The following is a 13,970-nucleotide window of genomic DNA, read 5'->3' as shown; positions in this document are numbered from 1 at the left end:
TCGATCCATGAGAATCACCGCCGAGACAGACACCGCCGTCGCCGGAGTCACGGGCGAGATGCCCGTCCGCTTCGATACGAAGATCGCCGTCCTGCTCCGTGACGACCTCGAGCCCTGGCAGCGCCTCAACGTGACCGCGTTCCTGGTCAGCGGGCTCGGCACGGCGGTGCCCGAGGTGGTCGGCGAGCCGTACGCGGACGCCGACGGCACCCCCTACCTGCCGATGTTCCGCCAGCCCGTCCTGGTCTTCGAGGGCTCGAAGGAGACCCTGACCGCGGCGCACGTCCGCGCGCTGTCCCGCTCGCTGCCGAGGGCGGTGTTCACGTCCGACCTGTTCGCCACCGGCAACGACCGGGACAACCGGGCCGCGGTGCGGGCGCTGCCGAAAGATCAGCTCGACCTGGTGGGGCTCCTCGTCCACGGGCCGCGCAACGCGGTCGACAAGGTCCTCAAAGGGGCGCGGATGCACCCTTGACCGGCGGGGGCGGGGCCAAGGGGTGAGATCGGAGCGCTATCGATCGGCCCGGCAGGGCACGAAGCACCTATGCACCCCCTATCCCCCGAGCGGCGACGCCTCTTCGCCGATCAGGCACGGTCGGCGCGGCCCGATCTCGCGCAGCTGTGCCTCTTGATCGGCGCGGAGGCGGACCCGGATCTCGACGACGCGGGGATGCGCGCGGCGCGGCGCATCCTCGACCTCCTCGCCGACCAGCTGGCCGAGCGGCTGCCCGACATGGCAGGCGACCCCCGGTCCTGGGCCCTCGCGCTGGCCGAACTGCTCGGCGCGCGCCATGGGTTCGGGGGCAGGCCCGGCGACTACCAGCAGCTTCGGTCCGCGCTCCTGCACGAGGTGCTCCGACGCCGCAGAGGTCTGCCCATCCTGCTTTCGGTGGTGTGGATCGAGGTCGCCCGTCGCGCGGGCCTGCCCGTCCACGGGGTGGCCCTGCCCGGCCACTTCGTGGTCGGTTTCGGCGCCAAGGACGAGCAGGTCCTCGCCAATCCCTTCGCGGGCGGGGACGTACTCGAGGCGACGGACGCCGAGCTGCTGGTGGCGGGCGCCACGGGCGCGCCCCTCGTGCCTTCGATGCTGAGCCCCGCCGGGCCGCTGGACATCGTCCTGCGCGTCCTCAACAACATCCGCGCGTGGGCGGCGGCCCGCCCCGAGCGCTCGGACGTCGCGCTCTGGGCGGTCGAACTCTCCCTGCTGCTGCCCGCCCACTCCGACCGGCTGCACTACGACCGAGCCCAACTCCTCGTCCAGCGCGGCGACTTCCTCGCGGGCGCCCTGGAGATCGACACGTACGCCGACACCTTGGCCGCCACGGACGAGGCGGCGGCCACGCGGTTGCGACAGGAGGCACGCGGGGCGCGGGCGATGCTGAACTGAGCGCTGCGGGGGCCTGCTCCGGGCCGAGGACCGCAACCTCGAGGTGCGGGGTGAAGACCAAGCCCGTGCCGGTCACGCCGGAGGCCGGGCGGTCCACCTCTGTGGTCCGCCCGGCCTCCGGGTGCGTACGTGCGTACGTGCCTACGTGCCTACGTGCGTACGGAGATTCAGCCGGCGTTCGTCTCGATCACGCCGATCCGCTCCGCCGGCGTCTTGCCGATCAGCGCCTTGTTCATCGCGGCGGCCACGTCCGTCGGCTGGACCGGGGTCTTGTCGCCGTTGCCGCGCTGGATCAGGATGCCGTCGAAGACGTTGCCGTAGAGCTTCTTGAGCTCGGCGGTGTTGTAGTGCACCTGCAGCGTGCCGTTCTTGAGCACCTTCGTCTCGAGCACCTTCGGCAGCGACTTCGCCGGGCCGAACGGGATCGACGCGTTGCCCGCCTTGATCGTGACGTTGGCGGACATGGCGGGCTTCGCGAAGCGCGTCATGAACTTGTCGACCTCGGTGTCCGGGACGGTCGGCTTGCGGGTCGTGACGGGTACCTCGACGGTGCCTGCGCTGTCGGTCTCGACCTGCTTCTTGTACGCCTCCGCCACGGCCTTCGTCGAGGCGGCGACGTCGATGCCCTTGCCCTCCTTGCCGTACACGGGAACGGCCTTGCCGGGCACGAACTTGACCGTGCCCTCCTTGGCCGAGCCGGAGCCGCCCGCGGCGCGCTCCAGGGCGGCCGCCAGCTTCTCCTCGTCCACGGGCATGACCGGCTCGGCGACGCGCGCGCCGCCGAAGAGCGAACCGATCACCGATACGGGGTTGTAGTCGCTGCCCGCGGCCTCGCGGACGGTCGCCTGGCTGTCCAGGGTCAGGCCCGCCTGGTCGGGCTTGAGCGTGACCGCCTCGCCGGCGACCGAAAGCTTCAGGGGCTTGGCCACACGCTCGCCGATCGCCGCGTCGAGCTTCTTGACGGCCTCGTCGCGCGTGCCGCCGCCGATGTCGACGCCGAGCGCGGTGGTGCCCTTGGGCACGTCTGCGTGGTTCATCAACAGCCCGGCGCCGTACGCCCCGCAGGCCACGACGACCACGGCGACGCCCACGAGAACGAGCTTGTTGCGCCCCTTCTTCTTGGCCGGAGCCGCGGCGACGGGCACGTTCGGCTGCACCGGCTCGGGCAGCTTGGGCGGGGTGTGCGCCACGGGTCCGTCGGTCTGCGGGGCCGTGGCGAAGGGCGAGTTCTGTGCGGGCGGCACGACAGGGATGCCGCTGGTCAGGGTGTCCCCCGACACATTGGTCCCGGGAGAGGGCGCGCTCGGGCCGCCCGGGATGGAGCCGGGGCCGCCGTGCACCGGGCCGCCGGACGCAGGGGGCCGCGGGCCGCCGGGGCCCTGGGCGGGGCCCGCCTTCTGCGGCGTGAGGATGGCGGTGTCGTCGCCCATCACGGGGGCACCCGCACCCGAACGGGCGGCGGGGTTGGCCGGGTTGGGTCGATTGCCCGGATTGCCGGGGTTTGCGGGGCTGCCTCCCGGGTTGCCGTGGCTGCCCACGTTACCGGGATTGCCGGGATTGCCGGGACCGCCCTGATTCGGCGCGGCCATCGGGTTCGCCCGGCCTGCCGGGTTGGCCTGATTCGCCGGGTGGGAAGGGTCGGAGGGCTTCGGCGCCAGCGGTCCTTCGCCGGTCACCGGTCCGCTGGTCGGCCCCGAAGGTCCACGGCCGCCTTCACCCGCGGCGCCTCCGGAGAAGTACGGCAGGTCCCCGCGCTGCGGGTCGCCGCCCTGCGGCGCACCCGAGCCGAGCGGGCCCGCCGCCACGGCGCCGGACACGTCGAAAGAGCCCGTACCGGAGCCGTTGCTCCCCGAACCGGCGGGCGCGGGCGTGCCGTTCCCACTGGTGGGACCGCTCTTGCGCGGCGCGAACCAGTCGCTCGTCTTCTCCTCGGCCGGAGCGGAGGGCGACGAGGGCCCGGCCGCGGCGGACCCGGTGGGCGCGGAGCCCGATGCGGGCATCCCGGTGGAACCGGGACCGCCCGCGCCGTTCGCGGACCCCTGGCGGCCCGCGCCGTCCCCGGCTTCGGCCGCCGCGCGGCCCCCGTCCAGTGGACGTGACGCACCGGCGTCGCTGTCCCCGACGGGCGTGCGCATGACGACCGGTGGGATGGGCCGCGACCCGGGAATGTTGATCCGGATGCGCGTGGTCAGCGTGGTCTCGGTCTTGGGCTCGTCGGGCCGCTCCTCGGCGGCCTGCCGCTGCGCGCCGTCCACGGCGCCGTCCGACGCGGCGCCCTGCGCGGGGGAGCCGTACGGCGGCGTCCCCGAGGGGTAAGCGGCTCCACCGCGCCCCTGGGGCCCGGAGGACGAACTGTCAGTTTCACGACTCAAGGCAGGTTCTCCCGGTTGGCTCCGCCGCCTGTGCTCCCCGTGCGAAGGGGAATTCCCTCCGGCCGGAGGCTGGGGGAGGCTCGGCGGCGCGCACCACCATACTGGCCGCCGTCGGCACTCATCCTGTGACCGCCGTCAAACCCGTGCGGCACACGGGTTGAAGTGGTACGTCACTTGCCAAGTCGGGCGGCGGGCCCGCCTGGTTGCGGTCGCTGCCCGAGGGTGGCGCACATCACAGCGAACGCCATACCGCCGAGCAGGAAGGCGTACGAGCCGAGTCCCGCCCCGAAGAGGAAGTCTCCTTCGGGCCGGGTGGCCATGAGCAGGACGACGGAGACGAACCAGCCCGCCGCCGGCGCCACCGCCCCCGCTCTGGTGCCGACCCCACGCAGCCCTCCGTAGAAGAGCCCGGCGGCTCCGAGGAGCGCGAGCAGCAACCCGCCCCCGGACCAGCCCGCTTGGACGAGCACACCGGCGGCGCCGACGGCCGCGCCCAGCACGAACAGCCCTGCGTACGAGGCGAGGCGGCCGGGATTCAGCGGCTGGGCGAGGGCGCTGCCGCCCGGCGGGGACGCGGCGGACGACGGACCGGAAGCCGGCGACGACGCGGACGTGGCACGCGAACGAGTACTCACGGCGCCGTCACCCCTTCGAGCCCCGCGTCCGCGAGCCCCGCGAACAGATCGGTCTCACGCTTGCCGTCCATCGCACCGCTTTCTCCTCGCACCAACTCGTAGTACTCGACATCGAAGATCGGCTGCGCGAGGCGGTTCGACAGGACGAAGAGCGGTCCCTGCACCTCGATCTGCGTGGCGTGTGCGCGCATCGCCGCCGCCTTCGCCGGGGCGAAGGCGGTCCCGTCGATCTCCGTCGTGATCCGTTCGTCGTCCGTCACACCGGGCACGTCCGCGACCACGCCGGGGGTCGTGAACGGCGAGTGCCGCAGGGCCCCCTCCATCCACCGGAACCGCTCTTCGACGGCGGAACGCGGCGCGCGGTTCCAGTAGATCTTGGCGATGGTGTGGGGTTCGCCGAGGTCCGCGCGGAAGGCGCCCTCGGCCGCGAGGTCCGCGGCGCGCATCGCGACACGGTGGGCCTGGATGTGGTCGGGGTGGCCGTACCCGCCGTCCGGGTCGTACGTCACGAGCACCTGGGGCCGCACCTCGCGGATCACCTCGACGAGGTGGGCGGCGGCGTCGTCGAGATCGGCGGACCAGAAGGCGCCCGGACGGTGGTTCTGCTCGACGCCCATCATCCCGGAGTCGCGGTAGCGGCCGGTGCCGCCGAGGAAGCGGTGGTCGGCGACGCCGAGCTGCTTCATCGCGGCGGCCAGCTCACCGATGCGCTGCGGGCCGAGCGCGTCCTCGCGGTCGGGCGCGAGATGGGCGAGGTCGGGCGGAATGACCTCGCCCTCCTCGCCCAGCGTGCAGGTCACCAACGTGACATGGGCGCCGTCGGCCACGTACTTGGCCATCGTCGCGCCATTGTTGATCGACTCGTCGTCGGGGTGCGCGTGCACGAGCAGCAGACGCCGGGCGGGCAGTTCCGTCATGGGACCACCCTACGAGCACCCCGCGCGGTGATCAGAACGTGATCCGGCCGGATCAGAAATGGACCAGAGATGGATCAGAACTTGATGTCGCCGATCATCCCCGCCACGTTCGTCGTCAGCTCGTTGATCGTCGGGGCGATGGAGGAACTCGCCAGATAGAAACCGAGCAACACACAGACGATCATGTGACCCGCCTTCAATCCTGACTTCTTGACCAGCAAGAAGACAATGATCGCCAGCAGCACCACCGCCGAAATCGAGAGTGCCACGGCGGCTCACCTCCAAGTCCAAGACCCTGCACCAGTGCGGACGCCAGCAGGTACATACCCACTAAGCGCTACGGATCATAACTATCCGTGGGTCCGCATGACTCGGAGCACGGCAGCACAAGGGGGCGCATGCCCCATAGGCTCGGGGGATGACCACCGAGACACCCGGAACCGCCGGGCCCACCGAAAGTCACGCGCAGCGGCTCTCCTTCCCCCGCCTGCACGCCCGCACGCAACGCTTCACTCTCGGTGCGCCCCGCGCGTTCACGGTGGCGCCCGACGGGTCCCGGGTGGTTTTCCTGCGCTCGTCGTCCGGCACGGACCGGGCGAACCAACTCTGGGTCCTGGACCTGGCGGACGGCGCGACCGAGCGTGTCGCCGCCGATCCCCAGGCCCTGTTGAAGGGTGCGGCCGAGCGGCTCTCCGCCGAGGAGCGGGCCCGCCGCGAGCGCAGCCGCGAGGGCGGCGCGGGCATCGTGGGCTACGCGACGGACGCGGCGGTGGAACTCGCCGCCTTCGCCCTGTCCGGGCGGCTGTTCGCCGCGGAACTGCGCGTGGGCACGGCGCGTGAACTGCCCACCCCCGCACCGGTGATCGACCCGCGCCCCTCCCCCGACGGCCGCCACATCGCCTACGTCGCCGGGGGCGCCCTGCGGGTGACGGGAGCCGACGGCGACGCCGACCGCGCGCTGCTGGCGCCGGAGCCGGATTCCGTCGAGAAGGAGACCGTGACGTACGGCCTCGCGGAGTTCATCGCGGCCGAGGAGATGGGGCGTTCGCGGGGCTTTTGGTGGTCGCCGGAGTCGGACCGTCTGCTCGTCGCGCGCGCCGACGACGCCCCCGTACGGCGCTGGTGGATCGCCGATCCCGCGCACCCGGAGACGGAGCCCGCGCGGGTCGCGTACCCGGCGGCGGGCACGGCCAACGCGGACGTGCGGCTCTTCGTCGTGACGCTGGACGGCGCGCGCACCGAGGTGATGTGGGACCGCGCCCGCTACCCGTACCTGGCGCGGGTGCACTGGTCGTCGGCAGGGGCGCCGCTGCTCCTCGTCCAGTCCAGGGACCAGCTCAGCCAGCTCTACCTGGCAGTGGACCCGGACGACGGATCGACCCGCATGGTGCACGCCGAGGAGGACCCGCAGTGGCTTGAGCTCTTCCCCGGGGCCCCGTCCTGGTCCCCCAGCGGTCGCCTCGTACGGATCGTGGACGAGGGCGGCGCGCGCGTCCTGGCGGTGGGCGAACGCCCGCTGACGGGCCCGCAGTTGCACGTGCGGGCGGTGCTCGACGTGGCGGACGACGACGTGCTGATCTCGGCGTCGGCGGGCGTGGCCGCCGCGGCCCCGGAGACCGGTGAGGTGCACGTCTACCGGGTCAACGAACTGGGCGTCGAGCGCCTCTCCACCGAACCCGGGGTGCACTCCGCGGTGCGCTCGGGAGGCCTCACGGTCCTCGTGACGGCCACGCTCGAACAACCGGGCTCCCGCGTCCAGGTACTGCGCGACGGCAAGCAGGTGGCGACCGTCGCCTCGCACGCGCGGCATCCGGAGCTCACACCGCGCGTGACACTGACCGAAGGGGGCGCACGCAAGATCCCGTGCGCCGTCCTGCTCCCCACGGACTACGAGGAGGGTTCGGGCCCGCTGCCCGTGCTCCTCGACCCGTACGGCGGCCCGCACGGGCAGCGGGTCCTGGCCGCCCACAACCCGTACCTCACGTCACAGTGGTTCGCCGACCAGGGCTTCGCGGTGGTCATCGCGGACGGCCGGGGCACTCCGGGCCGCTCCCCCGCCTGGGAGAAGGAGATCCGGCGGGACTTCACGCTCACCCTGGACGACCAGGTGGACGCGGTCCAGGGGCTCGCCGACTCCTTCCCCCTCGACCTGGACCGGGTCGCCATCCGGGGCTGGTCCTACGGCGGTTACCTCGCGGGGCTCGCCGTCCTTCGCCGTCCCGACGTCTTCCACGCCGGGGTGGCCGGGGCGCCGGTGACGGACTGGCAGCTGTACGACACGCACTACACGGAGCGGTACCTGGGCGACCCGGGCGCGGACCCGGCGCCGTTCGCCCTGAGTTCCCTCGTCACCGAGGAGGGGCTGGTGGCGCCCGAGGAGCCGCACCGGCCGCTGATGATCGTGCACGGCCTCGCGGACGACAACGTGGTGGTGGCGCACGCCCTGCGCCTGTCGTCGGCGCTGCTGGCCGCGGGCCGGCCCCACGAAGTCCTTCCGCTCTCCGGGGTCACGCACATGACTCCGCAGGAACAGGTGGCGGAGAACTTGCTGCTGCTTCAGGTGGACTTCCTGAAGCGGTCGCTGGGGCTGTCCTAGGCGCGGGCGACCGGCCGGGGCGACATGGCTTGCCCCGGCCGGTCTACGGCACCCGCACGGCCGTACGTGTCTCAGACTGCCGGTTGCGTGTGGCGGTGCGGGGTCAGTGGGGTTGCCCTCATGTTTCTTTCCGGCTGATGGGTTTCAGCCCCTCCGGCGTTTGAGGAGCGGGGTCCGGGGCGGAGCCCCGGTTTCGGGAAGGGGCGGGATTGGGGAAAGCCCCGCAGGGACCGCCCCTACGGCACCACCCGCTTCTCCTCCGCGAAGTGGCACGCCGAGTCGTGGGCCGCGGGCCCCGGAACATCACGGAACTCCGCCGGAACGGCCAGCAGCGGCACCTCCAACGCGCACCGCTCCTGCGCCTTCCAGCACCGCGTGCGGAACCGGCACCCCGACGGAATGTTCGCCGGTGACGGCACATCCCCGTAAAGAATGATCCGCTCCCGGTGCTCCCGCGCCGCAGGATCCGGCACCGGCACAGCCGAAAGCAGCGCCTGCGTGTACGGATGCGTCGGATGCTCGTAGATCTCGTCCTCCGTGCCGATCTCGACGATCCGCCCCAGGTACATCACGCCGACCCGGTCGGAGATGTGCCGCACGATCGACAGGTCGTGGGCGATGAACACGTACGACAGGTCGAAGTCGTTCTGGAGCTGGTCGAGCAGATTCACCACCTGCGCCTGCACCGACACATCCAGCGCCGACACCGGCTCGTCCGCCACGATGATCTCGGGGCGCAGCGCCAACCCCCGCGCGATCCCGATGCGTTGGCGCTGACCGCCGGAGAACTGGTGCGGATAGCGGTTGATGTACTCGGGGTTCAGCCCGACCACGTCCAACAGCTCCCGCACCTTCTGCCGCCGCGAGCCCTTCGGCGCGACCTCCGGATGGATCTCGTACGGCTCCCCGATGATGTCGCCGACCGTCATGCGCGGGTTCAGCGAGGTGTACGGGTCCTGGAAGACCATCTGGATGTTGCGGCGCACGGCCTTCAGCGCGCGCCCGGACAACTTGCTGATGTCCTCGCCCTTGTAGCGGATCTCACCCGCCGTCGGCCGCTCCAGGTTCACCAGCATCTTCGCGACCGTCGACTTGCCGCAGCCGGACTCCCCCACGATGCCGAGCGTCTCGCCCTGGCGGAGGTCGAAGTCGACGCCGTCGACGGCCTTGACCGCGCCGATCTGCTTGCGGATGACGATGCCCTGGGTGAGCGGGTAGTGCTTGACCAGACCGCGCACCTGGAGGATCGGCTCGCCATCGTCCACCACTCGTTGCTTGCTGACGTGCTCACCACGAGGCATCGAGCGTCTCCTTCCAGAAGTGGCAGGCGCTCCGGCGGTCGGCGGTCAGGCCTTCGTAAGCCACTTCGTAGAGCGGCGGTACGTCGGTCCTGCACACGTCTCGTGCCATCGGGCAGCGGGGGTTGAAGGCACAGCCCGGCGGGATGTTCATCAGGTTGGGCGGCAGGCCTTTGATCGCGTAGAGCTCCTGGCCCTTCTGGTCCAGGCGCGGGATGGATTCCAGGAGGCCGCGGGTGTACGGATGCGCGGGGGCCTGGTAGATCTCGTGGACGGGAGCCTTCTCGACGATGCGGCCCGCGTACATGACGGCGATGTTGTCGGCGACGTCCGCCACGACGCCCAGGTCGTGGGTGATCAGGATCAGGCCCATGTGCAGCTCGCGCTGGAGCTCGGCGAGGAGCTCCATCACCTGGGCCTGGACGGTCACGTCCAGGGCGGTCGTCGGTTCGTCGGCGATGATCAGCGAGGGTTCGAGCGCCATCGCCATGGCGATCATGATGCGCTGGCGCATGCCGCCGCTGAACTGGTGCGGATACTGACCGACGCGCTCCTTCGCGGCCGGGATGCGCACCCGGTCCATCAGCTCGACGGCTTTGGCCTTGGCGTCCTTCTTGGACATCCCCTGGTGGACGACGTACATCTCGCCGAGCTGCTGGCCGACGCTGACCACCGGGTTCAGCGACGACAGGGCGTCCTGGAAGATCATCGCCATTCCGGCGCCGCGCGTCTTGCGCCGCTCCTCCGCCTTGAGCTTCAGGAGGTCCTGGCCCTTGAAGAGGATCTCTCCCCCGGTGATCTTCCCGGGCGGCATGTCGAGGATGCCCATGATGGCCTGCGCGGTCACGGACTTGCCGGACCCGGACTCGCCGAGCACGGCGAGCGTCTCGCCCTCGCTGACGGTGTAGTCGACGCCGTTGACCGCCTTGGCGACGCCGTCCCTCATCCTGAACTCCACGTGCAGGTCACGCACTTCGAGCAGCTTGGACGTCTGGGGCTCTCTCGGGGCGGACGCCCCGGATGCCACGGTTGCCATGGGCGCCTACCTCAGCTTGGGGTCGAGGGCGTCGCGCACCGCGTCGCCGAGCATGATGAACGCGAGCACGGTGATCGCAAGCGCTCCGGCGGGCCAGAGCAGCATGTGCGGGGCGTTGCGGATGTACTGGGAGGCGGCCGAGATGTCGATGCCCCAGCTCACGGTCGGCGGCTTCAGCCCCACGCCGAGGTACGAGAGGGTCGCCTCCAGGGCGATGTACGTGCCGAGCGCGATGGTGGCGACCACGATCACCGGGGCGACCGCGTTCGGCGCGATGTGCCGGAGCAGCATCCGCGAGTTGGAGGCGCCCAGGGCCCGCGCCGCCTGGACGTAGTCGTTCTGCTTGGCGGTGATGACGGAGCCGCGGGCGATGCGCGAGAGCTGTGGCCAGCCGAGCAGCACCATGAAGCCGATCACCGGCCAGACGGTGTTGCTGGTGACGACCGACAGGAGCACCAGGCCACCGAGTACGACGGGGATGGCGAAGAAGACGTCGGTGATCCGGGAGAGGATCGCGTCCCAGACCCCGCCGAAGAAGCCGGCGAGCCCGCCGAGCACGCTGCCCAGGATCGCGACGCCGAGCGTGGCGCAGACGCCGACGGTGACCGAGGCGCGGGCCCCGTACACGGTCCTCGTATAGACGTCGCAGCCCTGCCCGTCGAAGCCGAAGGGGTGTCCTGACGTGGAGCTCTTCTGGGCGTTGGCCAGGTCGCAGTCGAGCGGGTTGCGGGAGGCGATCAGGGACGGCCAGACCGAGATGACGAGGAGGAAGAGGATGATGAGGCCCGAGATGATGAAGACCGGGTTCCGCCGCAGCTCGCGCCAGGCGTCGGACCACAGGCTGCGGGCCGGGGTCGAGGGGCCGGTGCCGGTGCCTTGAGGGCCGCCGGGGGTCTGGTCCAGCGTCGTCCCCTCGGTCGCCGCGAGGTCCATCGCGCCGCCCATACCGGTCGGGGCGATGGCTCCGTCTGGCTCTCGGGGTTCAGGCATAGCGGATCCTCGGGTCGAGTACGGCGTACAGCAGGTCGACGATCAGGTTGGCCACCAGGAAGACCAGGACGAGGACGGTCACGAAGCCGACGACGGTCTGGGTGCTCTGGCGGAGGATCCCCTGATAGAGCTGGAAGCCGACGCCGTGGATGTTGAAGATCCGCTCGGTGACGATCGCGCCGCCCATCAGCGCGCCGATGTCCGTGCCGATGAAGGTGACCACGGGGATGAGTGAGTTCCGCAGCAGGTGCCGGGTGATGACGCGGCGTCTGGGCAGCCCCTTCGCGATGGCCGTACGGACGTAGTCGGCGCGGCGGTTCTCGGCGATGGAGGTCCGGGTGAGCCGGGTGACGTACGCCAGGGAGACCGAGGCGAGCACGAGCCCCGGCACGATGAGTTCGTCGATGGGCGCCTCCGACGACACGGAGGGCTTCATGACGCCCCATTCGACGCCGAGCAGCAGCTGGAGCAGCAGGCCGGTGACGAAGGTGGGGATCGCGATGACGACGAGCGTCAGGAGCAGGACGACGGTGTCGATGGGGCGCCCGCGCCGCAGTCCGGTCACCACACCCAGCGAGATTCCGATGACGATCTCGAAGACGATGGCGACGAGCGTCAGGCGGATCGTGAGCGGGAAGGCCGTCGACATCAGCTCGGTGACCTTCTGCCCGTTGAAGGCGGTACCGAAGTCGCCGGTGAAGACATTGCCCATGTAGGTCACGTACTGCTGCCACACGGGCTTATCGAGGCCGAACTCCTTCTTCAGCTGGGCGGCTGTCGCGGGGTCGCACTTCCGGTCCCCGCACAGGCCCGCGATGGGGTCGCCCATCACGTTCACCATCAGGAAGATCAGCAGCGTGGCGCCGAAGAAGACCGGGATCATCTGCAGCAGACGCCGGATCACATAACGTCCCATGAGGGGCTCCGGAAGTAATGGAGCGGTCACCCGACGCGGTGATGGCGCCGGGTGACCGCTACCTGGCCTCAGCTGACCTTGATCTCGTCGTAGACCGGGACGCTGAACTGGTTCAGCGTCACGTCGGAGACCCTGTCCGAGTAGCCGGCGCTGCCGTTCTGGTACCAGAGCGGAATGACCGCCATCTGCTCGGCGAGCACCTTCTCGGCGTCCTGGAAGGTGGAGACGGCCTTCGCGGTGTCGGTCTCGGCGTTGGCCTTGTCGACGAGCTCGTCGAATTTCTTGTCGGACCACTTGCCGTCATTCGACGAGGCGTCCGTGTAGTACAGCGGCTGCAGGAAGTTCTGGATCAGCGGGTAGTCCATCTGCCAGCCCGCGCGCCAGGCGCCGTCCAGCTTCTGCTGGGAGGCCTGGCTGCGGAAGTCGGCGAAGGTGCCGACCGGATTACCCACGCAGGACTTGTCGTTGCCCAGGGCCTTGTTGATGGAGTTGCAGACGGCGTCGATCCATTCCTTGTGCGAGCCGGTGTCCGCGTTGTACGTGATCTTCAGCGTGCCGCCGGGGATGCCGCCGCCGTCCGAGATCAGCTTCTTGGCCTGGTCGGCGTCGTACGTGCAGGCGTCGCCGCAGAGCCCTTCCTTGTACCCACCGTCCGCACCTAGCACCGGTGAGGTCCAGTCGGTGGCGGGGGTGCGGGTCTTCTGGAAGATCGTCTCGGTGATCTGTTCACGATTGATCGCCATGGAGAGCCCTTGTCGGACCTTCTCCATCCCGTCCTTGGACCACTTGCTGTCGTAGAACGGAAAAGCGAGGGTCTGAATGATCCCCGCAGGCGTATTGATGTAGCGGTCACCCAGATCGCTCTTGGCGTTCTTGAGCTGCGAGGCGGGAACATCGTCGACGAGGTCGAGATTGCCCGCCATCAAATCCGTGTAGGCGGTGTTGTTGTCGGTGTAGACCTTGAGGTCCACACCGCCGTTCTGCGCCTTGTCGCTCCCGCTGTAGCCGTCCCACTTCCGCAGGGACATCTTGGAACCCTTGGCGTACGAGTCCACGGTGTAGGGGCCGTTTCCGACCGGCTTGGCGAGCCACGCGTCGTGGTCGTCGTAGAACGTCTTGGGCAGCGGCGCGAACGCGGGATAGCCGAGGGTCTTGGGCCAGGTGGAGAACTTCTGGGTGAGCTTGACGGTGAAGGTGGTGTCGTCGACGATCTTCAGTCCGGAGAGCTTGTCGGCCTTGGCATCCCCCTTCTCCGGGTGGACGTCCTCGTAGCCCTCGATGTAGCCGAAGAAGTAGGCGTTCTTCTGGTTGTTCTTCAGGTGCGCGCCGTAATTCCAGGCGTCCACGAAGGATTTCGCGGTGACCGGCTCACCATTGCTGAACTTCCACCCCTTCTTGATCTTCACGGTGAAGTTCCGCGAATCCTTGGTGTCGATCTTCTCGGCGACCATGTTCCTGGCCTCGCCGGTCTTCGGGTCGTACCGCATGAGACCCCGGAAGATCATGTCGAGCACCTTGCCGCCCTGCACCTCATTGGTGTTGGCGGGCTCCAGCGGGTTCTGCGGATCACCCCAGGAGGACCCCACGATCCCGGAGCCGTCGCCACCACCGCCGTCGTCCCCGCCTCCACCACAGGCGGTCGCCGCGAGCGCGACGGTCACCGCACATGCGGCCCACTTGGCGTGCGTGGCTCCACGCATGGAGAGCCTCCCTTTCAGGCCTGAGTCTCACTTAGGCCCAAATACATCCCAATGCGTGGTACTGCGCATCTTTGTGGGGGCTTTCCGGGGCTAGTACGACCGGGATACCCCCGGATGCCACCA

12 protein-coding genes are annotated in these 13,970 nt (G+C 69.9%); 3 read left to right on the top strand and 9 right to left on the bottom strand.

Annotated elements, in window-relative coordinates; all coding sequences use genetic code 11:
• Positions 1 to 7: 7 nt before the first annotated feature.
• Entirely contained in the window at positions 8 to 475 is a 468-nt protein-coding gene (locus AB0I94_RS05020; RefSeq protein WP_363308009.1) for a DUF2000 domain-containing protein, read from the top strand.
• A gap of 69 nt (positions 476 to 544) precedes the next feature.
• Entirely contained in the window at positions 545 to 1,387 is an 843-nt protein-coding gene (locus tag AB0I94_RS05015) for a transglutaminase-like domain-containing protein (RefSeq protein ID WP_363308008.1), read from the top strand.
• A 167-nt stretch (positions 1,388 to 1,554) separates the two neighbouring features.
• Here the strand turns inward: AB0I94_RS05015 and AB0I94_RS05010 are convergent, their stop codons facing one another.
• The 4 genes from AB0I94_RS05010 to AB0I94_RS04995 all read right to left on the bottom strand — a co-directional run bounded on the left by AB0I94_RS05010 (position 1,555) and on the right by AB0I94_RS04995 (position 5,580).
• A complete protein-coding gene (locus tag AB0I94_RS05010) occupies positions 1,555 to 3,759 on the bottom strand; it encodes a hypothetical protein (protein ID WP_363308007.1) in 2,205 nt (734 codons plus the stop codon).
• 170 nt (positions 3,760 to 3,929) lie between these two features.
• On the bottom strand, positions 3,930 to 4,298 hold the full coding sequence (locus tag AB0I94_RS05005; RefSeq protein WP_363308300.1) for a DUF6113 family protein: 369 nt from the start codon (positions 4,296 to 4,298) through the stop codon (positions 3,930 to 3,932).
• A 92-nt stretch (positions 4,299 to 4,390) separates the two neighbouring features.
• On the bottom strand, positions 4,391 to 5,311 hold the full coding sequence (gene mshB, locus AB0I94_RS05000; RefSeq protein ID WP_363308006.1) for an N-acetyl-1-D-myo-inositol-2-amino-2-deoxy-alpha-D-glucopyranoside deacetylase: 921 nt from the start codon (positions 5,309 to 5,311) through the stop codon (positions 4,391 to 4,393).
• Between the two features lie 74 nt (positions 5,312 to 5,385).
• Positions 5,386 to 5,580: a hypothetical protein gene (locus AB0I94_RS04995; RefSeq protein WP_344521425.1), complete on the bottom strand. Its 195-nt coding sequence runs from the start codon at positions 5,578 to 5,580 to the stop codon at positions 5,386 to 5,388.
• 149 nt (positions 5,581 to 5,729) lie between these two features.
• Here AB0I94_RS04995 and AB0I94_RS04990 point away from each other — a divergent pair, with 149 nt between their 5' ends.
• Positions 5,730 to 7,907: a prolyl oligopeptidase family serine peptidase gene (locus tag AB0I94_RS04990; protein ID WP_363308005.1), complete on the top strand. Its 2,178-nt coding sequence runs from the start codon at positions 5,730 to 5,732 to the stop codon at positions 7,905 to 7,907.
• A 236-nt stretch (positions 7,908 to 8,143) separates the two neighbouring features.
• On the opposite strand, the gene AB0I94_RS04985 is transcribed toward AB0I94_RS04990, so the two are convergent.
• The 5 genes from AB0I94_RS04985 to AB0I94_RS04965 all read right to left on the bottom strand — a co-directional run bounded on the left by AB0I94_RS04985 (position 8,144) and on the right by AB0I94_RS04965 (position 13,847).
• The gene (locus AB0I94_RS04985; protein ID WP_363308004.1) at positions 8,144 to 9,208 is read right to left on the bottom strand and encodes a dipeptide ABC transporter ATP-binding protein; all 1,065 of its coding nucleotides are present in this window, start codon (positions 9,206 to 9,208) and stop codon (positions 8,144 to 8,146) included.
• The gene (locus AB0I94_RS04980; protein WP_363308003.1) at positions 9,195 to 10,241 is read right to left on the bottom strand and encodes an ABC transporter ATP-binding protein; all 1,047 of its coding nucleotides are present in this window, start codon (positions 10,239 to 10,241) and stop codon (positions 9,195 to 9,197) included. Before AB0I94_RS04980 ends, AB0I94_RS04985 begins: the two co-directional genes overlap by 14 nt.
• Before the next feature lie 6 nt (positions 10,242 to 10,247).
• Positions 10,248 to 11,231, bottom strand: coding sequence for an ABC transporter permease (locus AB0I94_RS04975; protein ID WP_363308002.1), 984 nt, complete (start codon positions 11,229 to 11,231; stop codon positions 10,248 to 10,250).
• Complete coding sequence (locus AB0I94_RS04970; RefSeq protein ID WP_363308001.1) at positions 11,224 to 12,147, bottom strand: ABC transporter permease; 924 nt, start codon at positions 12,145 to 12,147, stop codon at positions 11,224 to 11,226. The genes AB0I94_RS04975 and AB0I94_RS04970 overlap by 8 nt, the downstream gene beginning before the upstream one ends.
• A 68-nt stretch (positions 12,148 to 12,215) precedes the next feature.
• Complete coding sequence (locus AB0I94_RS04965) at positions 12,216 to 13,847, bottom strand: ABC transporter substrate-binding protein (protein ID WP_363308000.1); 1,632 nt, start codon at positions 13,845 to 13,847, stop codon at positions 12,216 to 12,218.
• Between the last annotated feature and the right edge of the window lie 123 nt (positions 13,848 to 13,970).

Origin of the sequence: Streptomyces sp. NPDC050147, from assembly GCF_040660195.1 — a bacterium.
In the GTDB taxonomy this organism is placed as follows: domain Bacteria; phylum Actinomycetota; class Actinomycetes; order Streptomycetales; family Streptomycetaceae; genus Streptomyces.
The sequence above is the reverse complement of the archived record's forward strand: the minus strand, read 5'-3'. Positions and strand labels throughout refer to the sequence as shown.